This is a genomic window from Streptomyces sp. NPDC085946 (genome assembly GCF_044540485.1).
Taxonomy (GTDB): domain Bacteria; phylum Actinomycetota; class Actinomycetes; order Streptomycetales; family Streptomycetaceae; genus Streptomyces.
This window is the reverse complement of record NZ_JBITSF010000002.1, coordinates 247,744-270,089: the sequence shown is the minus strand read 5'-3', so window position 1 is coordinate 270,089 and position 22,346 is coordinate 247,744. Positions and strand designations below refer to the sequence as shown.

Here is a 22,346-nt window from a genome sequence, read left to right as displayed (position 1 = left end):
CACGGCGGGACCGGGCCCGCGCGCGACCGCCGGGACAACGAGAAACGGGCCCCTGCAGGTGACTTCCGTCACTTGCAGGGACCCGTTCCCTCGGTGTGCGCGAGGGGGGAGTTGAACCCCCACGCCCTTGCGGGCACTGGAACCTGAATCCAGCGCGTCTGCCTATTCCGCCACCCGCGCATTGGGTGTGTCCTCCGGGCCTTTCCTTTCGGTCCGGCGCCTTCCGACACGCAGAACATTAGCACGCTGTGCGGGGTGGATTCACATCCCTTGCCGCGGGCCCGGGAAGGGCGCCCCCGCACGGGCCTGCGCACCGTCCGCGACACGTATCAACCTCGTACCGGTCCTCCCCGTCCGCCCGGGAGCCGGTCGGGGTCCACAGCCGGGTGCGGGACACTGGTTTGCGCCCGCCTCTACGATCCTTGGCAGAACCGCGCGCAGGAGTGCTTCCGAGGAGTTCGAAGGGGAGCGCCGGGGGAACCACCCGATTGACCGGCGCGTGGATACGATCAGTGAGCAGTACGACCGGCAGCAGGTAAGCAGTACGCGAGGCAGTACGCAGGACAGCGGACGGAGGAGGTGCCCCATGGGAGTCCTGAAGAAGTTCGAGCAGCGTCTCGAAGGTCTGGTCAACGGCACCTTCGCCAAGGTGTTCAAGTCCGAGGTACAGCCCGTGGAGATCGCGGGTGCGCTCCAGCGCGAGTGCGACAACAACGCGACGATCTGGAACCGCGACCGTACGGTCGTGCCCAACGACTTCATCGTCGAGCTGAGCGCCCCGGACTACGAGCGGCTCAGCCCGTACTCCGGGCAGCTCGGCGACGAGCTCGCCGGCATGGTGCGCGACTACGCCAAGCAGCAGCGCTACACCTTCATGGGCCCGATCAAGGTGCACCTGGAGAAGGCGGACGACCTCGACACCGGCCTGTACCGGGTGCGCAGCCGTACGCTCGCCTCCTCCAGCAGCCAGGCCGCGGCCCCCGCCTCGCCCGCCGCCCCGGCCGGCCGTCCCGGCGGCTACGGCTACCCGCCGGCCGCCTCCCCCGCGGGCGCCCCGCCCATGCCGGCCGCGCCGCCGCCCGGCGGCCGTCCCGGCGGGTACGGCTACCCGCCGGCCGCGGCCGGGCAGCGGCCCCCCGCCGCGCCCGCTCCCGGCGGACGCACCCGCCACTGGATCGAGATCAACGGCACCCGCCACCAGATCTCCCGCCCGACGCTGGTGCTGGGCCGCAGCACCGACGCCGACGTGCGGATCGACGACCCCGGCGTGAGCCGCCGGCACTGCGAGATCCGGACCGGAACGCCCTCGACGATCCAGGATCTCGGATCCACCAACGGCATCGTGGTGGACGGGCAGCACACCACCCGCGCTACGCTCCGCGACGGCTCGCGGATCGTCGTGGGCAGCACCACCGTTATCTATAGGCAAGCCGAAGGGTGAAGCGGGGGCAATGTCAGAGCTGACCCTCACGGTCATGCGGCTGGGGTTCCTGGCCGTACTGTGGCTGTTCGTGATCGTGGCCGTGCAGGTCATCCGGAGCGACCTGTTCGGCACGCGCGTCACCCAGCGCGGGTCGCGACGGGACGCGGGGCGGTCCCAGCAGGCCGCCCGTCAGGCGCCGCCGCAGCAGCGCCAGCAGCCGAGCGGCGGCCGCGCGCGCCGCAACGCTCCCACCAAGCTGGTGGTGACCGAGGGCATCCTCACGGGCACCACCGTCGCGCTGCAGGGCCAGACCATCACCCTGGGCCGGGCGCACGACAGCACGATCGTGCTGGACGACGACTACGCCTCCAGCCGCCATGCCAGGATCTACCCGGACCGCGACGGCCAGTGGATCGTCGAGGACCTGGGGTCCACCAACGGCACGTACCTGGACCGGACCCGGCTGACGACCCCCACACCGATTCCGCTGGGCGCGCCGATCCGCATCGGCAAGACCGTCATCGAGCTGCGGAAGTAGTACGACAATGAGCGAGCGGAGCGAGCACGCAGCGGCGGTCCTCACCCCGGGCCCCGGCGCGCTCCCGACCGGAGGGTGGGCAGTGTGGCTCGACACGACCGGCTGTACCCGGAGCCGACAGGCGAGGTGCGCATGAGTCTGTCCCTGCGCTTCGCCGCCGGATCGCACAAGGGCATGATCCGGGAGGGCAACGAGGACTCCGGTTACGCCGGTCCGCGCCTGCTCGCCATCGCCGACGGCATGGGCGGCGCCGCGGCCGGCGAGGTCGCCTCCTCCGAGGCCATCTCCACGATCGTGGCGCTCGACGACGACATCCCCGGCTCCGACATCCTCACCTCGCTCGGCACCGCCGTCCAGCGCGCCAACGACCAGCTGCGGGCCATGGTCGAGGAGGACCCCGAGCTGGAGGGCATGGGGACCACCCTGACCGCGCTGCTGTGGACCGGGCAGCGGCTCGGCCTCGTCCACGTCGGCGACTCGCGCGCGTACCTGCTGCGCGACGGCGTGCTGACGCAGATCACGCAGGACCACACCTGGGTGCAGCGGCTGGTCGACGAGGGCCGCATCACCGAGGAGGAAGCCACCACCCACCCGCAGCGCTCCCTGCTGATGCGCGCGCTGGGCAGCGGCGACCACGTCGAACCCGACCTGTCCATCCGCGAGGTGCGGGCCGGCGACCGCTACCTGATCTGCTCCGACGGCCTGTCCGGGGTCGTCTCGCACCAGACCCTGGAAGACACCCTGGCCAGCTACCAGGGCCCCCAGGAGACCGTCCAGAACCTCATCGAGCTGGCACTGCGCGGCGGCGGCCCGGACAACATCACCGTCATCGTCGCCGACGTCCTCGACCTGGACACCGGCGACACCCTCGCGGGCCAGCTGTCCGACACGCCCGTCGTGGTCGGCGCGGTCGCCGAGAACCAGAACCAGCCGAGCGACAACGGCATCATGCAGACGCCGGCCGGCCGCGCCTCCGGCCTCGGCCGCCGCGGCCGGGGCGACGGCGGGGGCGGCGGCGAGTTCGGCCCGCCCGGCAGCGGCGACACCACCGGCTACATCCCCGCCGGCGGCTTCGGCGACTACGGCGACGACGACTTCGTCAAGCCCCGCAAGAACCTCCGGTGGCTGAAGACGTCCCTGTACGGCGTCCTCGCGCTCGCCGTCATCGGCGGCGGCCTGTACGGCGGGTGGCGCTGGACGCAGACGCAGTACTACGTCGGCACGAAGGACGAGCACGTCGCGCTGTACCGGGGCATCAGCCAGGACCTCGCCTGGGTGTCGCTGTCGGAGGTCGAGCGGGACCACCCCGAGATCGAACTCAAGTACCTGCCGCCCTACCAGCAGAAGCTGGTCGAGGCGACGATCGCCGAGGGCGACCTGAAGGGCGCCCAGCGGAAGATCGAGGAACTGTCGGTACAGGCCTCCGCGTGCAAGAAGGAGGCGCAGCGGCGCGCCGCCGACAGCGCGAGGAACGCCGAGACGGGCCAGGGCGAGGCCGGGGGCACCACGGGAACCACTCCCGCCTCCTTCACGTCCAAGGCCACGCCGCCGCCGAACCCGTCGGGTTCCCCCTCGGGTTCGCCGGCGGCACCGGAGAAGTCCCCGTCCCCGTCCACGACCGCACCCACTCCCAGCCCCGGCCCCAGCCTCTCGGAGGAGGAGCAGAAGGTCGTCTCGCTGTGCGGTAAGCAGTAGGCAAGCCGTGAGAGGCCCTGGCACACGATGAGCAGTACTACCAACTCGCCGACGCACCACACGTCCACGATCGGCTCGATCGGCGCCCCCAGCCGGCGCAACACCGAGCTCGCGCTGCTGGTGTTCGCCGTCGTCATCCCCGTGTTCGCCTACGCCAACGTGGGGCTGGCCCTCAACGACCAGGTGCCGTCGGGCCTGCTGAGCTACGGGCTCGGCCTCGGCCTGCTGGCCGGCGTCGGACACCTCGTCGTCCGGAAGTTCGCCCCGTACGCGGACCCGCTGCTGCTGCCGCTGGCGACGCTGCTCAACGGGCTCGGGCTGGTCGCCATCTGGCGGCTGGACCAGTCCGAGCTGCTGCAGTCGATCGGTCAGGCGGGCAGCGCCGCGCCACGCCAGCTGATGTACACGGCGATGGGCATCGCGCTGTTCGTCGCGGTGCTGATCTTCCTCAAGGACCACCGGGTCCTCCAGCGCTACACCTACATCTCCATGGTCGGCGCGCTGTTCCTGCTGCTGCTGCCGCTGGTGCCGGGCCTCGGCAAGGACCTCTACGGCGCCAAGATCTGGATCTCGATCGCCGGTTTCTCCATCCAGCCCGGTGAGTTCGCGAAGATCGTGCTCGCGGTGTTCTTCGCCGGCTACCTGATGGTCAAGCGCGACGCGCTGGCGCTCGCCAGCCGCCGCTTCATGGGGCTGTACCTGCCGCGCGGCCGCGACCTCGGCCCGATCCTGGTCGTCTGGGCGATCTCGATCCTCATCCTGGTCTTCGAGACCGACCTCGGCACCTCGCTGCTGTTCTTCGGCATGTTCGTGATCATGCTGTACGTGGCGACCGAGCGGACCAGCTGGATCGTCTTCGGCCTGCTGATGTCCGCCGTGGGCGCCGTCGGCGTGGCCTCCTTCGAGCCGCACATCCAGCAGCGCGTCGACGCCTGGCTCGACCCGATGCGCGAGTACACGCTCTCCCGCGAGGGCGTCGTCGGCCACTCCGAGCAGGCCATGCAGGCGCTGTGGGCGTTCGGCTCCGGCGGCACCCTCGGCACCGGCTGGGGGCAGGGCCACTCCGACCTGATCCGCTTCGCCGCCAACTCCGACTTCATCCTCGCCACCTTCGGCGAGGAGCTGGGCCTGGCCGGCGTGATGGCGCTGCTGCTGCTGTACGCGCTGATCGTGGAACGCGGCGTGCGCACCGCCCTCGCCGCCCGCGACCCGTTCGGCAAGCTGCTCGCCATCGGCCTGTCCGGCGCGTTCGCGCTGCAGGTCTTCGTCGTCGCCGGCGGTGTGATGGGCCTGATCCCGCTGACCGGCATGACGATGCCGTTCCTCGCCTCCGGCGGTTCGTCCGTGATCGCCAACTGGGCGCTGATCGGCATCCTGTTGCGCATCAGCGACACCGCCCGCCGCCCCGCACCCGCCCCCGCCACCAACCCCGACGCCGAGATGACCCAGGTGGTCCGACCGTGAACAAGCCCCTGCGCCGGATCGCGATCTTCTGTGGCCTGCTGATCCTCACCCTGCTCATCCGGGACAACTGGCTGCAGTACGTCCAGGCGGACGCCCTGCGCACCGACGAGCACAACCGCCGTGTCGCCATCGAGCGGTACGCCTCGCCGCGCGGCGACATCATCGTCGGCGGCGACCCGATCACCGGGCACGCCACCACCTCGGGCGACTTCAAGTACAAGCGCACGTACAAGAACGGCGCCATGTGGGCGCCCGTCACCGGCTTCGTGTCGCAGGCCTACGGCGCCAACCAGCTGGAGTCCATCGAGGACGGCATCCTCACCGGCAACGACGACCGGCTGTTCTTCCGCAACACGCTCGACATGCTGACGGGCAAGAACAAGGAGGGCGGCAACGTCGTCACGACGCTCAACGCCGCCGCGCAGAAGGCCGCGTACAACGGCCTGAAGCGGCAGGGCGGCAAGGGCGCCGTGGTGGCGCTGGAGCCGTCCACGGGCAAGATCCTGGCGCTGGCGTCGTACCCGTCGTACGACCCGTCGTCGATCGCCGGTGACGGCGCCTCGGACGCCGAGGCCTGGAAGAAGCTGCAGAAGAAGAACAACCCCGACGACCCGATGCTCAACCGGGCGCTGCGCGAGACGTACCCGCCGGGCTCCACCTTCAAGGTGGTCACCGCGGCCGCCGCGCTGGAGGAGGGGCTGTACGACGACGCCGACGAGAAGACCGACTCGCCGCTGCCGTGGACGATGCCGGACACCACCACGGTGCTGAAGAACGAGGGCGACCTGCCCTGCAAGGACGCCTCGCTGCGCGAGGCACTGCGGGTCTCCTGCAACACGGTCTTCGGCAAGATCGGGTCCGACCTCGGCAAGGACAAGATGCTGGAGACGGCGGAGAAGTTCGGCTTCAACGAGGAGCAGTTCACGCCGGTGCGCTCCAGCGCCTCCGTCTTCCCCGACGACATGGACCGGCCGCAGACCGCGCTGAGCTCCATCGGCCAGTTCGAGACCGCCGCGACCCCGCTGCAGATGGCCATGGTCGCCTCGGCCGTCGCCAACGACGGCAAGCTGATGAAGCCGTACATGGTCGACGCGCTGCAGTCCCCCGGCCTCGACCCGATCTCCAAGACCGACCCGGAGGAGCTGAGCCGGCCGCTGTCCGCGGAGAACGCGCAGATCCTGCAGTCGATGATGGAGACGGTCGTCGCGGACGGCACGGGCCGCAACGCGCAGATCCCCGGCGTCACGGTGGGCGGCAAGACCGGTACCGCCCAGCACGGCGTCGACAACAGCGAGAACCCGTACGCGTGGTTCATCTCGTACGCCAAGACCGGTGACGACAGCTCCCCGGTCGCCGTGGCGGTGGTCATCGAGGACGAGAACGCCAACCGCGACGACATCTCCGGCGGCGGTCTCGCGGCCCCCATCGCGAAGGACGTGATGGAGGCCGTCGTCGACAGCAACAAGTGACTCCGCTCACGTCTGCTTCACATCGGTGCACGTTGCGATACCGGTCCTGTATCGGGTGACGGGCTTGGCCAGGTCACACAGAACGAGCCGGGTACGGTAGGCCCGGACGGCAGCCTCCGACCGTACGAGCGTGCCGGTCGGGACCGACGGAGAGGGCTGGTAGGTAGCTATGGAAGAGCCGCGTCGCCTCGGCGGCCGGTACGAGCTGGGCCAGGTGCTCGGCCGCGGTGGCATGGCAGAGGTGTATCTCGCCCATGACACCCGCCTCGGCCGCACCGTGGCGGTGAAGACGCTGCGCGCGGATCTCGCGCGCGACCCGTCCTTCCAGGCCCGGTTCCGCCGGGAGGCCCAGTCGGCCGCCTCGCTCAACCATCCCGCGATCGTCGCGGTCTACGACACGGGCGAGGACTACATCGACGGGGTCTCGATCCCGTACATCGTGATGGAGTACGTCGACGGCTCCACGCTCCGCGAGCTGCTGCACTCCGGCCGCAAGCTGCTGCCGGAGCGGTCGATGGAGATGACCATCGGCATCCTCCAGGGCCTGGAGTACGCCCACCGCAACGGCATCGTGCACCGCGACATCAAGCCGGCCAACGTCATGCTGACGCGGGGCGGCCAGGTCAAGGTGATGGACTTCGGCATCGCCCGCGCCATGGGCGACGCCGGCATGACGATGACGCAGACCGCGGCCGTGATCGGCACCGCCCAGTACCTCTCCCCGGAGCAGGCCAAGGGCGAGCAGGTCGACGCCCGCTCCGACCTGTACTCCACCGGCTGCCTGCTGTACGAGCTGCTGACGGTCCGTCCGCCGTTCGTCGGCGACTCCCCCGTCGCGGTCGCCTACCAGCACGTCCGGGAGGAGCCGCAGCCGCCGAGCGTCTTCGACCCCGAGATCACGCCCGAGATGGACGCGATCGTGATGAAGGCGCTCGTCAAGGACCCGGACTACCGCTACCAGTCCGCCGACGAGATGCGCGCCGACATCGAGGCCTGCCTCGACGGCCAGCCCGTCGCGGCCACCGCGGCCATGGGCGCGGTCGGCTACGGCGGCTATCCCGACGACCAGGCGACGACGGCCCTGCGCGCCGACTCCGGCGCCGCCGCCACGTCGATGCTGCCGCCCATGAACCCGGACGACGGCTACGGCTACGACGACCGCCCCGACCGCCGCCGCCAGCCGCAGCGCAAGTCCAGCACCTCGACCGTCCTGCTGGTCGTGGCGGGCGTCCTGGTGCTGGTCGGCGCGATCCTGATCGGGCGGTGGGCGTTCAGCGGGGAGGGGGGACCGGACAACGACACGGTCCCCGTCCCGGTCTTCGTCGGGGAGACGCAGGAGAAGGCGCAGCGCCTGGCCAAGAACGCCGAGCTGGAGCTCACCTTCACCGAGAAGCCCTGCGAGAACCAGAGCAAGGGCAAGGTCTGCACGCAGGATCCGAAGCAGGGGGAGACGGTCGACAAGGGCTCCGTCGTCAACCTCGTGGTCTCCACCGGCGCGCCGAAGGTCACCGTGCCCAGCGTCACCGGCCTGAGCATCGACGAGGCCAAGGACAAGCTCGAGGGCGACAAGTACCAGTTCGACGTGGAGACGGAGACCCGGGAGTCGCCCGAGGACCCGGGCACGGTGCTGGAGCAGAACCCGACCACCGGCGAAGAGGTGGAGAAGGGTTCGACGGTCACCCTCATCGTCGCCAAGGCGGAGGAGAAGTCCACCGTCCCCGACGTCGTCGGCAAGTCCTGCGACGAGGCCAAGGCGCAGATGTCGGCCAACGACCTGCAGGGCAACTGCACCGAGGTGGAGGTCGACGACCCGAACCAGGCCGGCAAGGTCATCTCGACGACGCCCCAGGCGAGCACCCAGGTCGACAAGGGCTCGTCGGTCGACATCAAGATCGGCAAGGCCAAGGAGCAGAAGAAGGTGTCGGTGCCGGAGGTCCGCCTGCGGACGCTGGCCCAGGCCCGCCAGATCCTGCAGCAGGCCGGGTTCACCAACATCCAGGTCGCCGGTTCCGGTGACGACAACGCGGTGGTGACCCAGCAGGACCCGCAGCCGGGCACCGAGGTCGAGAACCCGGGCGGCCAGACGATCACGCTGACCACCACCGGCGGGAACAACGGCGGCGGGAACAACGGCGGCGGCGACAACGGCGGCGGCTTCTTCGGCGGCCTCACCGGCCAGAACGAGGACGACTGACCCGGCTGCCCGCAGCCGCTCCGCACGACGCGAGCCCCGGCCCTCATCGGAGGGCCGGGGCTCTGTCGTGCGTCGTGCCGGGTGCCGGACGGCGGCGTCAGGCCGGGATCGGGCGGGGCGGCGGGCCGGGATCGGGCGGTGGCCGCGGGCCTGGGCCGGGCGGGGGCGGGCGGTGGGGTCAGGCGGTGGGCGGGGTCAGCGCAGTTCCTTCGGCGGCGTCCGGTTCTCGTCCACCTTCTCCACGCGCTCCAGCTCGCCCCAGACGATGTAGCGGTACCGGCTGGTGTAGACCGGGGTGCAGGTCGTCAGGGTGATGTAGTGGCCGGCCTTGGTCCTGCCGGACTCCTTGGGGACCTTCGTCAGGACCTGGACGTTGAACTTCGAGGTCTCGGGGAGGATGGCGTAGACCTTGTAGACGTACCACTTGTCCTTCGTCTCGAAGACGATCGGGTCGCCCTCGGCGATCTTGTCGATCTTGTGGAACTTGGCGCCGTGGCCGTCGCGGTGGGCGGCGAGCGAGAAGTTGCCCTTCTTGCCCGACGTCGGCAGGGTCGCCTTGACGGGGTCGGTGTAGTAGCCGGCGACGCCGTCGTTGAGCACCTTCATGGAGGTGCCCTTCTCGACGAGGATCTCGTCCTTGCTCATCGCGGGCACGTGCAGGAAGCCGATGCCGTTCTTGGAGTCGAACGTGGCGGGGGCCTCGTCCTCCTCCTGGTGGGCCCAGGTGTCACGGACCTTGTCGGCCTGCTGGTCGGCCGCCCGGTCCGCGACCACGTTCGTCCACCACAGCGAGTAGACGACGAACAGGCCGAGGACCAGGCCCGTGGTGATGAGGAGTTCCCCGAAGACGCTGACCACGCCCGCGATCACGCCGCCGGCGCCCCGGCGGCGCGCCGGAGGGGCCGGGGACGCGGGGGCGTCGGTGTGCTCTGCGGTGTCGTCGGCGGTCGCTGCCACGTTTCATCTGCCCTTAACTGACGAGCGCATCCGGCTTGCCCTTGCTGCGCGGCCGTTCCTCGACCATCTTGCCCCAGACGATCATGCGGTACTTGCTGGTGAACTCCGGCGTGCACGTGGTGAGCGTGATGTAGCGGCCGGCCTCGGTGAAGCCCGAGCCCGCGGGGACCGGGTCGAGGACACGGACGTTGCTGGGCGGGGTCACCGGCAGGATCGACGCCATCGTGTAGACGTAGTACGTGTCCTGCGTCTCCACGACGATCGGGTCGCCCGGCTGGAGCCGGTTGATGTACCGGAAGGGTTCGCCGTGGGTGTTGCGGTGGCCCGCGAGCCCGAAGTTGCCGGTCTCGGCGTCCGGCATCGCGGTCTTCAGCGCCCCGTCGGCGTAGTGCCCGACCATGCCCCGGTCGAGGACCTTCTTGCTGCTGGTGCCCTCGGCGATCGGCACGACCACGTCCAGCTTGGGGATGTGCAGGATGGCGAAGCCCTGCCCCGGCTCGAAGGCGCCCGGGGCGCGCCTGCCGCTGGCCCAGTCGTCCTGGAGGCTGCTGGTCGCCTTGTCCGCCTGGGCGTGCGCCCGGACGTTGGTCCACCACAGCTGGTAGCTGACGAACAGCAGCATCAGCACGCCGGTGGTGATGAAGAGCTCGCCGATCACCCGGCTGGCGACGACGGCCGGGCCGGGCCGGCGCGCCCGTGCCTGTCTGCGGGCCTCCACGCGGGACAGCGGCGCCCGCGGGGCGTCCGCCTCCTCCAGGGCGGGGCGGGGTCCGCCGTGGCGCCCCTGGCGCCGTTTGGCGGCCTTCCTGCGGGCCGCGCGGCCGCCGGGAGCGGGGGCGGGGCTCCGGGCGGCCCGCGAGGCGCCAGGGGCCGCGGGCGCCGTGACGGCGTCGTCGGCGCCGGGCGGCGGATCCGGTATCCGCAGCGCCACCGTCTCGTCGTCCACGGGTGGTTCGTACCCCGCGGAGGGCGCCGTCCCCGCGGCCCCTTCGTACCGGGCCGCCTGGTGCGGAACCGTCTCGTGGGCGGCCGTCCCGTACCCGGCCGTCCCCGGCCCGTACGCGCTCGTGTCGTGCGGAGCGGCCGGGTACGGGCCTGCGGGCGCCCCCTCGTACGGTCCCTGGTCCGGCCCGCCGGGCACCGCGCCGTACGCCCCGGTGCCCGGCGCCTGCGCCGACCAGTCCTCGAACGTGCCCGGCCCCCCGTACGGCTCCTGCTGCCCGTACGAGGTGCCGGACTCGCGCTCGGGGCGCAGCGCGGTCACGCCGTGGCCCTGCCCACCACCGGGGCGAGCCCCGCCGACCTCGCCACCGCGTCCTGGTCGCCGCACTCCGCCAGCCAGTTGGCCAGCATCCGGTGCCCGTGTTCGGTCAGCACCGACTCGGGGTGGAACTGCACTCCCTCGACGGGGAGTTCGCGGTGCCTGAGGCCCATGACGATGCCGTCGTGGGTGCGGGCCGTGACCTCCAGCTCGGCCGGGACCGTGGCCGGCTCGGCGGCCAGCGAGTGGTAGCGGGTCGCCGTGAAGGGGGAGGGCAGACCCCGGAAGACGCCCTTGCCCCCGTGCTCGACCGGCGAGGTCTTGCCGTGCAGCAGCTCCGGCGCCCGGTCCACGACCCCGCCGTACGCCACCTGCATCGACTGCATGCCCAGGCAGACGCCGAAGACGGGCACCCCGGTCGACGCGCAGTGCCGCACCATGTCGACGCAGACACCCGCCTCCTCGGGGGTGCCGGGGCCCGGCGACAGCAGCACGCCGTCGAAGCCGTCCTGCGCGTGCGCGGTCGACACCTCGTCGTTGCGCAGCACCTCGCACTCGGCGCCGAGCTGGTAGAGGTACTGGACCAGGTTGAAGACGAAGCTGTCGTAGTTGTCGACGACGAGAATGCGCGCGCTCACTGGTTGTCCACCGTCACATCGTTGAAGGGCAGCAGCGGCTCGGCCCAGGGGAAGACGTACTGGAAGAGGATGTAGACCACGGCGAGGACCAGCACGAGCGAGATGAGCGCCCTCACCCATCCGTTACCCGGCAGATGCCGCCAGATCCAGCTGTACATGCCGTCCCTTCCGTCGCACCACGGCACCCGACCCACGCCGTACGTCACCAGACTAACGGCGTGGGGCCTCCGGTTTCCCGGCCTCCGCGGGCTCGGTGGCGGCCGGGAAGCACGTATCCCGAGGTACGTGGCGCAGCGCCGATCGCCTCGATCTCCGAAGCGCGATTTCGCGCGGGGCGGTGTTCCACGTGAAACCGAGCGGGGTGCGGCGGGCGGGTCCTACTCCGCCGGCCGCGCGTAGTGCAGGTCCACGGTGCCCGAGTAACCGGGCAGCGTCACGGTGCCGTTGTCCTCGACGTCCCAGCCGAGTCCGTAGACGTTGACGTACACCATGTAGTTCTGGATCGCCGGGGAGGCGGTGAGCGCCTTCTTCAGCTTCTCGGGCCGGCCGACCGCCGTGATCGTGTACGGCGGTGAGTAGACCCGGCCCTGGAGGATCAGGGTGTTGCCCACGCAGCGCACCGCGCTGGTGGAGATCAGCCGCTGGTCCATGACCTTGATGCCCCGGGCGCCGCCCTGCCACAGCGCGTTCACCACGGCCTGGAGGTCCTGCTGGTGGATGACGAGGTAGTCGGGCTGCGGCTCGGGGTAGCCGGGGAGCTTGGCGGTGGCGTCGGGCGGGGCGTCGTTGAGCGTCACCGTGATCGCCTCGCCCGTCAGCTTCTGGGTGCCCGCCCGCTTCTCCAGCTCCGTGAGGCGGTCGTCCTCGGCGCGGGTACTGCCGTCGTCGCGCTCGGCGAGGGTCTCGACGTCCTCGCGCAGCGCCGCGTTCGCCTCCTCGCGCTCGCCGTTCTCGCGGCTGCGCTCGTGGATGAGGTCGGACAGCTTCAGCAGGGAGGTGTCCGTGCGGATGTTGGTGCCCTTGGCCGTGTTGAAGCTGGTGAAGAAGAGCAGCCCCGCGAGGGCGAAGACGGCGGCGGTGAGCACCCGCACGGGCCGGACGCGGCGCCGGCGGGCAGGGCTGGAACCCTCACCCGGGAAGTCGGCGGAATTGCTCAACGTACCCTTATCTCCTTAGGCGCCACGGAAGCACTACGCTAACGGACGCCCGGGGGAGCACTAAGAGTCCCCTTGTACGCTGCCCCGAGCCTGACCCAGTTCCCTGCGCGGCCACGCAGCGCATCGACAGGAGAGACCCTCGTGCCGAAGTCACGTATCCGCAAGAAGGCCGACTACACGCCGCCGACGGCGAAGCAGGCGACCGCCCTCAAGCTGACCAGCCGCGCCTGGGTCGCGCCCGTCATGCTGGCCCTGTTCCTGATCGGCCTGGCCTGGATCGTCGTGTTCTACGTGACCGACGGTTCGCTGCCCGTCGACGCGCTGGGCAACTGGAACATCGTGGTGGGCTTCGGCTTCATCGCCGCGGGATTCGGTGTCTCCACGCAGTGGAAGTAGCGGGCCGCCGCACGGCGTCCGCAGCCCTGCCCAGGGCTGTCCACTGAGTTATCCACAGCACTTTTCCACATGGGGAAAAGAAACGACGATCTGTGGATAACCCGTCTGGCGTTGACACCGGTACGACAGAACAACCGGCAGTCGAAAACATGTTCGCCCCCTGTCCTGACCTGCGGAAACACCGGTCAGCGACAGGGGGCACAGACGTTCCCGCACCCTGTGCGCAAGGTCGGGCACACACTGTGGACAACGCGGCGCTCAGGTGAGCTGGGTTGTTCTCAACAGGGTCACGAGGACGATCACGGCCAGGACCAGGGCACACGTGCCGTACTGGATCAGTGCCCTGCGCTCGCGCGGGGCGTGCACCATCGCGTAGCCGATGACGATCCCCGCCACGAGGCCTCCGATGTGGGCCTGCCAGGAGATGTTGAACCCCGGGCTGAAGGTGAAGATCAGGTTGATCACCAGCAGCGCGAGGATCGGCCGCATGTCGTGGTTCAGCCGGCGCATGAGCACGGCGGTCGCGCCGAACAGGCCGAAGACGGCGCCCGACGCTCCCAGCGTGGCCGTGTCCGGGGAGGCCAGCAGATAGGCCAGCGCACTGCCCGCCAGACCGGAGACCAGATAGAGCGCGAGGTAGCGGGCCCGGCCGAGAGCCGCTTCGAGGGGGCCGCCGAGCCACCACAGGCTCAGCATGTTGAAGGCGACGTGCCAAGGGGCCTCGTGCGTGAAGACCGAGGTCAGCATGCGGTACCACTCGCCGCCCGCGACGCCCTGGGTGGACACGTAGGGCGCCGGCGGCCAGGCGCTGACCAGGAACAGGTGGTCCAGGAGCGAGGACCGGACCTGGACCGCGAGGAAGACCGCCACGTTGATCCCGATGAGGATCTTGGTCAGCAGGCGGGGGTCGGCCGTGACCGTGCCGCCGGCGAGGGTGCGGGGCACCGCGGCGCCCGGCGCGTGCCCCGTCCCCGAACCGGTGCGCACGCAGTCGGGGCACTGGAAGCCGACGGAGGCGTCGACCATGCACGCGGGGCAGATCGGCCGCTCGCAGCGGGTGCAGCGGACGCCCGTCTCACGCTCCGGGTGGCGGTAGCAGACGGGGACGCTGTGGGCGTCCTGCGGGCTGCCTGCGGCCTGTTCGTCCATGGGTTCCCCTCAGCCACGGTGGGAAGGGCGCGACGGGAAAGCCCCGCCCCGCCCATCCTTACGGATGAGCGGGGCGTTTGGTTCCCTCTGAGGGCTTTCGTGCCCGGTGCTCCCGGGCCCCGTCAGCCCTCTCGGGACGCCCGCGTGATCACCGCGGGCCCGCGCTCGGCCCTCGCGGGCCGTCGTTCAGCCCTCGCGGCTCTGGATCTCGACCGACTCGATGACCACGTCGTTGAGCGGCCGGTCGGTGCGCGGGTTGGTCTGGGTGCTCGCGATGGTGTCCACGACCTTCTGGCTGGCCGCGTCGGCGACCTCGCCGAAGATGGTGTGCTTGCGGTTCAGCCAGGCCGTCGGGGAGACGGTGATGAAGAACTGCGAGCCGTTGGTGCCCGGACCGGCGTTGGCCATCGCCAGCAGGTAGGGCTTGTCGAAGCGCAGGTCCGGGTGGAACTCGTCCTCGAACTGGTAGCCGGGACCGCCGGTGCCGTTGCCCAGCGGGTCACCGCCCTGGATCATGAAGCCGCTGATCACCCGGTGGAAGACCGTGCCGTCGTAGAGCTTGTCCGTGGACTTCTGACCGGTCGCCGGGTTGGTCCACTCCCGCTCGCCCTTGGCGAGCTCGACGAAGTTCTTGACCGTGATCGGCGCGTGGTGCGGGAAGAGCCGGACCTCGATGTCGCCGTGGTTGGTCTTCAGGGTGGCGTAGAGCTGCTCAGCCACGATCTGCCTTCCGTTGTCTTTCTGTGACGGCACGATCCTCGCACGGACCGCGCCCCGCGTCGCCCGGCACCGGTTCACCCGCGCGCAACGGGGCCGGACGACTGCGCGAAACCGGTCGAGCGGGCCCGGGCGGGAGCGCGACGCGACGATCCGTGGCATTGTCGACGACAAGTTCCTGTTGCCACGTATTCATCCGCTCCCGCACGAGATCCGCTCCCGGCCCCCTCCCGATCAAGCCGCTGGCCGGCTCGCGGTCAGCCCCTCGACCGGCGACGGCGCCCGGGCGGCTCACGTGACCCGGATGCACGTCCGCACGTGCCGGGTCGTGCACCGACAGGCATGATCCGTAAAAGGGTGGAAAGTCGAAATACCGTACGCCACCGAGGAGGAGGAACCCGTGACCCGCATCGACAGCGTGCGCGCCGCGACTGGTTCGGCGAAGGACAGCGTGCTGCACGCCGCGGAAGTGGTGGCGCCCTACGCCGACACGGCCAAGGACAGGGCCGCGCACTACGCACACGAGGCACGCGTACGGCTAGCGCCCAAGGTGACGCAGGCCGCCGGGCAGGCGCGCGTCCAGTACGGCACCTATGTGCAGCCGTACCTGGAGCAGGCCCGCACCCACGTGCCGCCGAAGGTCGACCAGGCCGCCGCCCGCACCCGTCTGGCCGCTCGGCAGGCCGCCGAGTACTCCCGGCCCAAGCTCGAGCAGGCGATGGCCGCCGCCGCCCCCGTCAGGGACGAGGCCACCGCCCGGAGCCTGGCCGCCCTGGCCGCCCTGCGCGGTCAGATCACCGCCAAGGACATCCAGAAGCTGATCCGCAAGCACGAGCGGCGGGCGAAGGCCGGCCGCGCCACCCGGACGGTGCTGATGCTGGGTGTCGTCGCCGGCGGTGCCTTCGCCGTCTGGAAGTGGTGGGACAAGCAGGCCAACCCGGACTGGCTGGTGGAGCCGCCCGCGGCGACGGAGGTGCCCGAGTCGGGCCGCCTGGCGTCCGTGGACGGCAGCGGCCAGTCCCCGCTGGACCCCGAGGTCCAGGCGAAGGAGGCCGAGGAGGCCGCCAAGCGCGACGAGCGCCCCTGACGGCCGCCGGACCCAACTGCGCGGTGGGGCGGGAGACTTGCCGGTCTCCCGCCCCACCGCGTCGTGCCGCCCCGCTGTTTCACGTGAAACTCCCCGGCGCCCCCGTCGGCCCGGCGCGCTCGGGAACCCGAGCGCGAAAAGACCCCTCCGCCGCGTTTCCGCAGGTGGAGGGGTCTGGTCGAGTGGAGCCTAGGGGAGTCGAACCCCTGACATCTGCCATGCAAAGACAGCGCTCTACCAACTGAGCTAAGGCCCCGAAGAGGAACGTCCGCCCGGAACACGAGATCCCGGCGGGCGCCGGAGACCAGAGTACCGGGTCACCCCCGGGATTCCGCAAAAAGATTGGGGGTCCCCGTCGCCGACCACTCTCCGTAAGATGCTCGGCGTGGTTCGCTACAGCGAACCATCGTACTTGGGGAAGCGATGGGGAGACGCAATGGACGCCGCACAGCAGGAAGCGACCGCAAGAGCGCGGGAACTGCAGCGGAACTGGTACGGGGAGCCGCTGGGGGCGCTCTTCCGTAGGCTCATAGACGACCTGGGCCTCAACCAGGCCCGTCTCGCGGGGGTACTGGGGCTCTCCGCACCGATGCTGTCGCAGCTGATGAGCGGCCAGCGGGCGAAGATCGGCAATCCGGCCGTGGTGCAGCGGGTGCAGCTGCTGCAGGACCTGGCCGCGCAGGTCGCGGACGGCAGCGTCAGCGCCGCCGAGGCGACCGAGCGCATGGAGGAGATCAAGAAGTCCCAGGGGGGCTCGGTACTCAGCAACACCACGCAGACGACGACCAGTTCGGGCGCGCCCACCGTCAAGCGCGTGGTCCGCGAGATCCAGTCGCTGCTGCGCTCGGTCGCGGCCGCCGGCGACATCATCGACGCCGCCGACACCCTCGCCCCCACCCACCCCGAGCTGGCAGAGTTCCTCCGGGTGTACGGTGCCGGCCGCACCTCCGACGCCGTCGCGCACTACCAGTCCCACCAGAGCTGATCTCCCCGCCCGGCCGCCGGGGGGTCGGCAGCCGGGGCCGGACGTGGCGCGAGGGGTCGTGCCACGCGCCCCGCGGACGGACACATGGGGGTGTGTCCGGCACCGGGGGCAGATCACGGCGAGGGGGAGTCGTATCGCTCGTCGAGGGGGAAGCAAGGGGGAAACCACAGGGGGAGGAGCGACGCAGAGCCATGGGTGAGGTCTTCGCCGGCCGGTACGAACTGGTCGACCCGATCGGGCGCGGCGGGGTCGGTGCCGTCTGGCGCACCTGGGACCACCGCCGGCGCCGCTACGTGGCCGCCAAGGTCCTGCTGCAGAGCGACGCCCACGCGCTGCTGCGCTTCGTCCGCGAGCAGGCCCTGCGCATCGACCATCCCCATGTGCTCGCGCCCACCAGCTGGGCCGCCGACGACGACAAGGTCCTGTTCACCATGGACCTGGTCGGCGGCGGCTCGCTGGTCCACCTGGTCGGGGACTACGGACCCCTGCCACCGGCCTTCGTCTGCACCCTGCTCGACCAGCTCCTCTCCGGGCTGGCCGCGGTGCACGCGGAAGGCGTCGTCCACCGGGACGTCAAACCCGCCAACGTGCTGCTGGAGGCCACCGGCACCGGCCGGCCCCGGCTGCGGCTGTCCGACTTCGGCATCGCGATGCGGCTGGGCGAGCCCCGCCTGACCGAGACCAACCTCGTGGTCGGCACGCCCGGCTACCTCGCTCCCGAGCAACTGATGGGTGCGGAGCCGGACTTCCCGGCCGACCTGTTCGCCGTGGGCCTGGTCGCGCTGTACCTGCTGGAGGGCGCCAAGCCGGACGGCAAGGCACTGATCCGGTACTTCACCGAGCACGGGACGCCCGGCGCGCCCAAGGGGATCCCCGAACCGCTGTGGCAGGTCGTGGCCACCCTGCTCCAGCCGGATCCGGAGGCACGGTTCCGTACGGCCACCGGGGCGCGCAAGGCCCTCGCCGCGGCCGCGGAGCTCCTTCCCGAACCCGGCCCCGACGACGAAGTGATCGAGATCTTCGACCAACTCGGTCCGCTGCCCTCGGGTTTCGGCCCGGACGGGCCCCTGAAGCGGGCCCGGGGGCTGGATCCGAGGCAGGTCGCCTCCGGGCCCGTCACCCCTGGGGCGGAAGAGGCCGAGCAGGCCGACGGGACCGACAGGGCTCCCGAGGCCGCCGAGGACTCGGGCACCGGCTCGTCCGCCACGCCCCCCACCATGTCGGACACCGGCAGCTTCCACCTTCCGCCGCCCCAGGCCTCGGTGGCCTCCGCCCCTCGCGCCGACGAGGCGGCCTCCCGCGTCCAGGCACCGGCGCACCACCCGCCACAGCCGCATCTGCCGTCCCCCGCCCAGGCCCCCGTACGACCGCAGGGCCACCCCCAGGCCCTCTTCTCCCCGGCTCCCCCGCACCACCCGGGCCCCGTCTCCCCCTACGACCCCACCCACCCGCTCCCCGGGCACCCCGCCCCGGGCCCGCCCCACACCCCGCAGCAGCGCGCGGACGCCCCCACCGCCTCGTACACCGCCTACGCTCCGCACAGCCCGGCCCCGCCGCCGGGAACGTCACGGCACCGCGCGGACCGCCGCCGGCGCCGCCCCGGCCCCCCGGCCAAGGTGGCGATCCCGCTCCTGCTCCTCGCCCTGGCCTGCTACGCCGTGGGCTTCTGGGCGCTGACCCGCATCTGAGCCGGGACACGCCGACCGCACCAGCCCCTGGTGCGCCGTCCCGCACGAGAGCCCCGGCGCACCGGCCCGCGTCCGAGCCGCCGTCGGGCAGGCCCGCGTCCGCCTCCGGACAAGCCCCGTCCCCCACGGGCAACCGGGCCTCCGCCCACGGCTCTAGGCCGCAGCCCTCCGCCGGGCCACCACCGTCCACACCCCGAGCCCCGCCAGCAGCACGCTGCCGGTGCCGATCCCGCCCACGGCGATCGCCGTCATCACGGCGTCGTCCGCCGCGGCCGCGCCCTCGGCCGCCACCTCCCGTTCCCGGTCCGTGACCTCGAAGACCCCCTCCGGCACGGACTCCCCCGCGTAGTCCGGTCCCGCCTGGGCCGCTCCGCTCACCCGGACGCGCAGCGTCAGCCCGAACGGCCCGTCCCCGAAGCGGCCGGCCACGCCCTCGGCGAGATGGACGACGAGGTAGTACGACCCGGCGAACCGCATCGCGCCGACCTGGCCGGCGGTGGCGTACCGGTTGACGTGGCCGACCGGTGGCAGGGGTGGGAGACTGTCCGACTTCTGCTTGCCGTCGTAGCCGACGCCCACGTCCGCCACCCGGCCGCGCGCGGGGTTGTACAGGGCCACGTCCAGGGCGCCGGGGACGTAACCGGTCCCGTCGGAGCCGGTGCTGCCCAGGCCGGCGGTGACGTGCAGTTGCTGTCCCCAGTCGACCGGAACCTCGTAGAACAGCGTCCGGCCGGGCCGGATGTCGTCCCGCCAGACGCCCTCGCCGAGGGGGGTCGCGCGGGAGAAACCGGCACCGCCCGGACGGCGTTCGCCCGTGCCCGGGAGGGGCCGCGGCGAGGCGGAGTTCCACTCCCGCGGCGCGCTCGTCCCCCCGGCCTTCGCCAGGCGCGGTTCCGACACGGCCGAGAGTTCCAGGTCCCAGGTGTCCGGCGAGGAACCCTCGCCCTCCGGGTCGGAGCGTTCGACGGAGACGTAGTACGTCCCGGCCTCCTGGCACAGGCTCCTGGCGGGCGAGATCTCGCGCACGCCCCACGCCGCGATCGGGTGCGGGCTGCGGGCGGCGCCGAAACGCGCGGTGTCCAGGGAGCAGGAGGTGCCGTCGGCGTCCTCCACGGACACCTCGAGGCCGTCGACGACCGAGACCGAGCTGTCCGGTCCGGGGACGGCGGTGGCGGAGACGTAGGTGTTCGAGACGTCGTCGAGTTCCAGGCGGTAGTACACCGCGCCGGTCGGCGGGAGGGAGCTGCGGTAGGTGCGGCCGGCCTCCAGGAGCGCGGCCTCGTCGGTGCCCCGGGCGCCCTCGATCCGCTGCGCGCCCTCGGCGAAGGCGTAGTCCGCCGCCTCCGGCGTCCGAGCCGCCGCGGCGGCCTCCGCGGGCTGGCCCGGCAGTACGGCCGCCGTACCGAGCAGCACGGCCGCGGCCCCCAGGCGTACGCCCGCCGGCGGACGACCGCGCCACGCGCTCCCCGCCCGCCCGCGGGCACTGCACCGCCGTCCCCTCACGCGCCACCCCTCGTCGTCTCCCGGACCGTGCACTCGTGGAACCGAGGCCCATACTGCCCGGCCCGCCACCGCGCCACCCGGGAGTTCGCCGCAATCCGTACGGCCGTCCGGAACACGCCCGCGCACACGAAACCCCGACCGCGAAGGCGGCCGGGGTCTGCTCAGAACCGGTTGTCGGTACTCACGAACCCGTGGGCACGGAGTCAGTCGCCTCCGTCCACAGATCCTGCTCGGCGCGATCCGCCTGGATCTGGCGGTACACGAGGAGCCCGCCGATGGCGGCCAGTGCGACCAGGAGAAGCTTCTTCACCGCGCGACCTCGTCTTTCCTTGACGTAGGGGACCTCTGGCGCCCGACTATACACACCGACCGATATCGATCGGTGACCTGAGTCGGCCCCCAACTCCCGCCCGGCGCACCCCTGCAGGAGCGGGGACCGCCCGCTCCGGCCGGAGGGTGACCGGGCCGCGACACAGGGCGACTATGACCGCTCTCCTCCCGTCTCTGCACGTTTTCGCCCTTCATGCGGCCATCCGAGTGGTGTTCATCTGAACATCGCCGCGCCGCGGGCGTCGGTCCACCACTTCGCGATCCTCATACACATCATGAGGAAAGTACGCAAATCGCCCAACCCGAAAGTGAGGGGCCATGGCCCGCACCAAGGTCATGAAGCTGTGGACCGCCATCGTCACCGCCTTCCTCGCGCTGTGCACGGCGCTCGGACTCATCACCACCTCCGCCTCCGCGGCGGTACCGCAGACCGCGACGGCGCGCAACACCGAAAGCGCCCCGCAGACGACGACACCGGCGACGTCCTCCTGGTCCTGGTCCCTCACCAGGTCACTGCCCCCCACGATGAAGCAGCGCATCCACGCCGAGGCCCACGGCAAGTCCCCCCGGTGCCGCCACCGCTCGCCGTCGGACGCGATCGCGGCCGACACGGCGGCCGCCGCCCTCTGCGACGACGCCGAGGCGTCCCAGCCGGACCCGGTCCCGCCCGTCGCCCCCATCCAGCGCTGACGGCCCGGCAGGCCGGCGACACCCCGACCGCGCCGGCACCGCCGCCCATCACCCCCGCACCTCCGCCCCACCCGTCTCACCCCCAGTCCTCACGGCGACCTTGCGTACAGCACACCGCCCCCGTCCCGAAGGCCCGGCCGCGCACCACAGCGGCCGGGCCTCCGTCATGCCGGACCCCGCGCGCCGACCCGGCCGAAGCTCTCCGGTCTCCCGGGAAACACAGGCGATAAAGGTGGTTTTGTGCATTTTTGCGGGTACGCGGAGCGCCTGCAAGCACCTCACACGCAGGAGGCGGTCGTGAGTTACACCCAACCCACCATGGAATCCCACCCCGACATCCTCGAGATGCGGGCCCGCCACGAGCGGGCGGCCACCACCCCGCGCGCCCAGGCGATCGAGGCCCTGGGTGTGATCACCGGGCTGTACCTGGCGGCCTCGCCCTGGATAGCGGGCTTCAACGGCTTCTCGACCCTGGCCGTCACCAACCTGATCGTGGGCCTCTCCTACGCGCTGCTCATGGGCGGCTTCGGCCACGCCTACGAGCGCACGCACAGCATGGCCTGGGCCGCCGCGGCGCTCGGCGCGTGGACGATCATCGCGCCGTGGGTGGTGGCGGGCGAAGTGGACACCACGCGCACCATCACCAACAACGTCATCGTGGGCGTGATCGGCCTCCTGCTGGCCCTGGCCGCCGCAGCCGGCGCGAAGATGCAGTCCGGCCGCCGCTCCCGCGGCACCTCCGGATACGGCAGCCGCGAACCCTAGAAGGCCCTGCCCGGAAGGCCGGAAGGCCGCCCATGCAGAAGACCCCCGGTCGGATCGACCGGGGGTCTTCGCACTGGTGGGGCTGACAGGATCTGAACCTGTGGCCTCATCCTTGCCAGATCGGTCACGGAGTACTGGCGACGCCGACCCGCGCGCACCGCGCATCGTCTGACCGTACACAGCGTTCTGGGACAGGCCACCGCTGTGCGCGCTCGTTGTGCCAGCCACTGATGTCAGCGC

The 22,346-nt window shown here is 71.4% G+C and carries 21 protein-coding genes and 2 tRNA genes; 12 read left to right on the top strand and 11 right to left on the bottom strand.

Annotated features, from left to right (window positions below; genetic code table 11):
- Positions 1–96 precede the first annotated feature (96 nt).
- A tRNA-Leu gene (locus ACIF8T_RS06850) sits at positions 97–180 on the bottom strand.
- Between the two features lie 406 nt (positions 181–586).
- Here ACIF8T_RS06850 and ACIF8T_RS06845 point away from each other — a divergent pair.
- From ACIF8T_RS06845 to pknB, 6 genes are all read left to right on the top strand, one after another.
- On the top strand, positions 587–1,441 hold the full coding sequence (locus tag ACIF8T_RS06845; RefSeq protein ID WP_400031937.1) for an FhaA domain-containing protein: 855 nt from the start codon (positions 587–589) through the stop codon (positions 1,439–1,441).
- A gap of 10 nt (positions 1,442–1,451) precedes the next feature.
- Positions 1,452–1,961: an FHA domain-containing protein gene (locus ACIF8T_RS06840; RefSeq protein ID WP_400031935.1), complete on the top strand. Its 510-nt coding sequence runs from the start codon at positions 1,452–1,454 to the stop codon at positions 1,959–1,961.
- A gap of 132 nt (positions 1,962–2,093) precedes the next feature.
- Positions 2,094–3,656: a Stp1/IreP family PP2C-type Ser/Thr phosphatase gene (locus ACIF8T_RS06835; protein WP_400031933.1), complete on the top strand. Its 1,563-nt coding sequence runs from the start codon at positions 2,094–2,096 to the stop codon at positions 3,654–3,656.
- 27 nt (positions 3,657–3,683) lie between these two features.
- Positions 3,684–5,120 (top strand): FtsW/RodA/SpoVE family cell cycle protein, encoded by a 1,437-nt coding sequence (locus ACIF8T_RS06830; protein WP_400031931.1) that lies wholly within the window; start codon positions 3,684–3,686, stop codon positions 5,118–5,120.
- Positions 5,117–6,589 carry a peptidoglycan D,D-transpeptidase FtsI family protein gene (locus ACIF8T_RS06825; protein WP_400031929.1) on the top strand — a complete coding sequence of 491 codons (1,473 nt, stop codon included), beginning with the start codon at positions 5,117–5,119 and terminating at the stop codon, positions 6,587–6,589. The genes ACIF8T_RS06830 and ACIF8T_RS06825 overlap by 4 nt, the downstream gene beginning before the upstream one ends.
- Positions 6,590–6,758: 169 nt before the next feature.
- Positions 6,759–8,783 carry a Stk1 family PASTA domain-containing Ser/Thr kinase gene (gene pknB, locus ACIF8T_RS06820; RefSeq protein WP_400031927.1) on the top strand — a complete coding sequence of 675 codons (2,025 nt, stop codon included), beginning with the start codon at positions 6,759–6,761 and terminating at the stop codon, positions 8,781–8,783.
- Between the two features lie 195 nt (positions 8,784–8,978).
- On the opposite strand, the gene ACIF8T_RS06815 is transcribed toward pknB, so the two are convergent.
- The 5 genes from ACIF8T_RS06815 to ACIF8T_RS06795 form a co-directional block, all read right to left on the bottom strand.
- Entirely contained in the window at positions 8,979–9,740 is a 762-nt protein-coding gene (locus tag ACIF8T_RS06815; RefSeq protein ID WP_400031925.1) for a class E sortase, read from the bottom strand.
- A gap of 13 nt (positions 9,741–9,753) precedes the next feature.
- On the bottom strand, positions 9,754–11,004 hold the full coding sequence (locus tag ACIF8T_RS06810; RefSeq protein ID WP_400031923.1) for a class E sortase: 1,251 nt from the start codon (positions 11,002–11,004) through the stop codon (positions 9,754–9,756).
- On the bottom strand, positions 11,001–11,639 hold the full coding sequence (locus tag ACIF8T_RS06805) for an aminodeoxychorismate/anthranilate synthase component II (protein WP_400031921.1): 639 nt from the start codon (positions 11,637–11,639) through the stop codon (positions 11,001–11,003). Before ACIF8T_RS06805 ends, ACIF8T_RS06810 begins: the two co-directional genes overlap by 4 nt.
- Positions 11,636–11,797 (bottom strand): hypothetical protein, encoded by a 162-nt coding sequence (locus tag ACIF8T_RS06800; RefSeq protein ID WP_400031919.1) that lies wholly within the window; start codon positions 11,795–11,797, stop codon positions 11,636–11,638. Before ACIF8T_RS06800 ends, ACIF8T_RS06805 begins: the two co-directional genes overlap by 4 nt.
- Before the next feature lie 219 nt (positions 11,798–12,016).
- Complete coding sequence (locus tag ACIF8T_RS06795) at positions 12,017–12,796, bottom strand: DUF881 domain-containing protein (protein ID WP_400031917.1); 780 nt, start codon at positions 12,794–12,796, stop codon at positions 12,017–12,019.
- Between the two features lie 141 nt (positions 12,797–12,937).
- Here ACIF8T_RS06795 and crgA point away from each other — a divergent pair, with 141 nt between their 5' ends.
- On the top strand, positions 12,938–13,192 hold the full coding sequence (gene crgA / locus ACIF8T_RS06790) for a cell division protein CrgA (RefSeq protein ID WP_400031915.1): 255 nt from the start codon (positions 12,938–12,940) through the stop codon (positions 13,190–13,192).
- A 258-nt stretch (positions 13,193–13,450) separates the two neighbouring features.
- Here crgA and ACIF8T_RS06785 read toward each other — a convergent pair whose 3' ends face one another.
- Positions 13,451–14,341 carry a rhomboid family intramembrane serine protease gene (locus ACIF8T_RS06785; RefSeq protein ID WP_400031913.1) on the bottom strand — a complete coding sequence of 297 codons (891 nt, stop codon included), beginning with the start codon at positions 14,339–14,341 and terminating at the stop codon, positions 13,451–13,453.
- A gap of 186 nt (positions 14,342–14,527) precedes the next feature.
- On the bottom strand, positions 14,528–15,061 hold the full coding sequence (locus tag ACIF8T_RS06780; RefSeq protein ID WP_400031911.1) for a peptidylprolyl isomerase: 534 nt from the start codon (positions 15,059–15,061) through the stop codon (positions 14,528–14,530).
- Between the two features lie 397 nt (positions 15,062–15,458).
- Here ACIF8T_RS06780 and ACIF8T_RS06775 point away from each other — a divergent pair, with 397 nt between their 5' ends.
- A complete protein-coding gene (locus ACIF8T_RS06775) occupies positions 15,459–16,145 on the top strand; it encodes a DUF5324 family protein (protein WP_400031910.1) in 687 nt (228 codons plus the stop codon).
- A 183-nt stretch (positions 16,146–16,328) separates the two neighbouring features.
- Here the strand turns inward: ACIF8T_RS06775 and ACIF8T_RS06770 are convergent.
- A tRNA-Ala gene (locus tag ACIF8T_RS06770) sits at positions 16,329–16,401 on the bottom strand.
- Positions 16,402–16,581: 180 nt separating this feature from the next.
- Between ACIF8T_RS06770 and ACIF8T_RS06765 the strand changes: the two genes are divergently transcribed.
- Together ACIF8T_RS06765 and ACIF8T_RS06760 are read left to right on the top strand one after the other, a co-directional pair.
- The gene (locus ACIF8T_RS06765; RefSeq protein ID WP_400031908.1) at positions 16,582–17,130 is read left to right on the top strand and encodes a helix-turn-helix domain-containing protein; all 549 of its coding nucleotides are present in this window, start codon (positions 16,582–16,584) and stop codon (positions 17,128–17,130) included.
- A gap of 191 nt (positions 17,131–17,321) precedes the next feature.
- Entirely contained in the window at positions 17,322–18,818 is a 1,497-nt protein-coding gene (locus tag ACIF8T_RS06760; protein ID WP_400031906.1) for a protein kinase, read from the top strand.
- A gap of 153 nt (positions 18,819–18,971) precedes the next feature.
- On the opposite strand, the gene ACIF8T_RS06755 is transcribed toward ACIF8T_RS06760, so the two are convergent.
- Together ACIF8T_RS06755 and ACIF8T_RS06750 are read right to left on the bottom strand one after the other, a co-directional pair.
- Entirely contained in the window at positions 18,972–20,321 is a 1,350-nt protein-coding gene (locus ACIF8T_RS06755; protein WP_400031904.1) for a hypothetical protein, read from the bottom strand.
- 181 nt (positions 20,322–20,502) lie between these two features.
- A complete protein-coding gene (locus tag ACIF8T_RS06750) occupies positions 20,503–20,631 on the bottom strand; it encodes a DLW-39 family protein (protein ID WP_003999697.1) in 129 nt (42 codons plus the stop codon).
- A 338-nt stretch (positions 20,632–20,969) separates the two neighbouring features.
- Here ACIF8T_RS06750 and ACIF8T_RS06745 point away from each other — a divergent pair, with 338 nt between their 5' ends.
- Both ACIF8T_RS06745 and ACIF8T_RS06740 read left to right on the top strand, forming a co-directional pair.
- Positions 20,970–21,341 carry a DUF6344 domain-containing protein gene (locus ACIF8T_RS06745; protein ID WP_400031902.1) on the top strand — a complete coding sequence of 124 codons (372 nt, stop codon included), beginning with the start codon at positions 20,970–20,972 and terminating at the stop codon, positions 21,339–21,341.
- A 318-nt stretch (positions 21,342–21,659) separates the two neighbouring features.
- Positions 21,660–22,106 carry an SPW repeat protein gene (locus tag ACIF8T_RS06740; protein WP_400032355.1) on the top strand — a complete coding sequence of 149 codons (447 nt, stop codon included), beginning with the start codon at positions 21,660–21,662 and terminating at the stop codon, positions 22,104–22,106.
- Positions 22,107–22,346 lie beyond the last annotated feature (240 nt).

What these genes read in the sequence shown, in the direction of transcription:
- ACIF8T_RS06845 (WP_400031937.1), top strand. Translation starts at nt 587, where the DNA reads ATGGGAGTCCTGAAGAAGTTCGAGCAGCGTCTCGAAGGTCTGGTCAAC.
- ACIF8T_RS06840 (WP_400031935.1), top strand. Translation starts at nt 1,452, where the DNA reads ATGTCAGAGCTGACCCTCACGGTCATGCGGCTGGGGTTCCTGGCCGTA.
- ACIF8T_RS06835 (WP_400031933.1), top strand. Translation starts at nt 2,094, where the DNA reads ATGAGTCTGTCCCTGCGCTTCGCCGCCGGATCGCACAAGGGCATGATC.
- ACIF8T_RS06830 (WP_400031931.1), top strand. Translation starts at nt 3,684, where the DNA reads ATGAGCAGTACTACCAACTCGCCGACGCACCACACGTCCACGATCGGC.
- pknB (WP_400031927.1), top strand. Translation starts at nt 6,759, where the DNA reads ATGGAAGAGCCGCGTCGCCTCGGCGGCCGGTACGAGCTGGGCCAGGTG.
- ACIF8T_RS06800 (WP_400031919.1), bottom strand. Translation starts at nt 11,797, where the DNA reads ATGTACAGCTGGATCTGGCGGCATCTGCCGGGTAACGGATGGGTGAGG.
- ACIF8T_RS06785 (WP_400031913.1), bottom strand. Translation starts at nt 14,341, where the DNA reads ATGGACGAACAGGCCGCAGGCAGCCCGCAGGACGCCCACAGCGTCCCC.
- ACIF8T_RS06765 (WP_400031908.1), top strand. Translation starts at nt 16,582, where the DNA reads ATGGACGCCGCACAGCAGGAAGCGACCGCAAGAGCGCGGGAACTGCAG.
- ACIF8T_RS06760 (WP_400031906.1), top strand. Translation starts at nt 17,322, where the DNA reads ATGGGTGAGGTCTTCGCCGGCCGGTACGAACTGGTCGACCCGATCGGG.
- ACIF8T_RS06745 (WP_400031902.1), top strand. Translation starts at nt 20,970, where the DNA reads ATGGCCCGCACCAAGGTCATGAAGCTGTGGACCGCCATCGTCACCGCC.
- ACIF8T_RS06740 (WP_400032355.1), top strand. Translation starts at nt 21,660, where the DNA reads ATGGAATCCCACCCCGACATCCTCGAGATGCGGGCCCGCCACGAGCGG.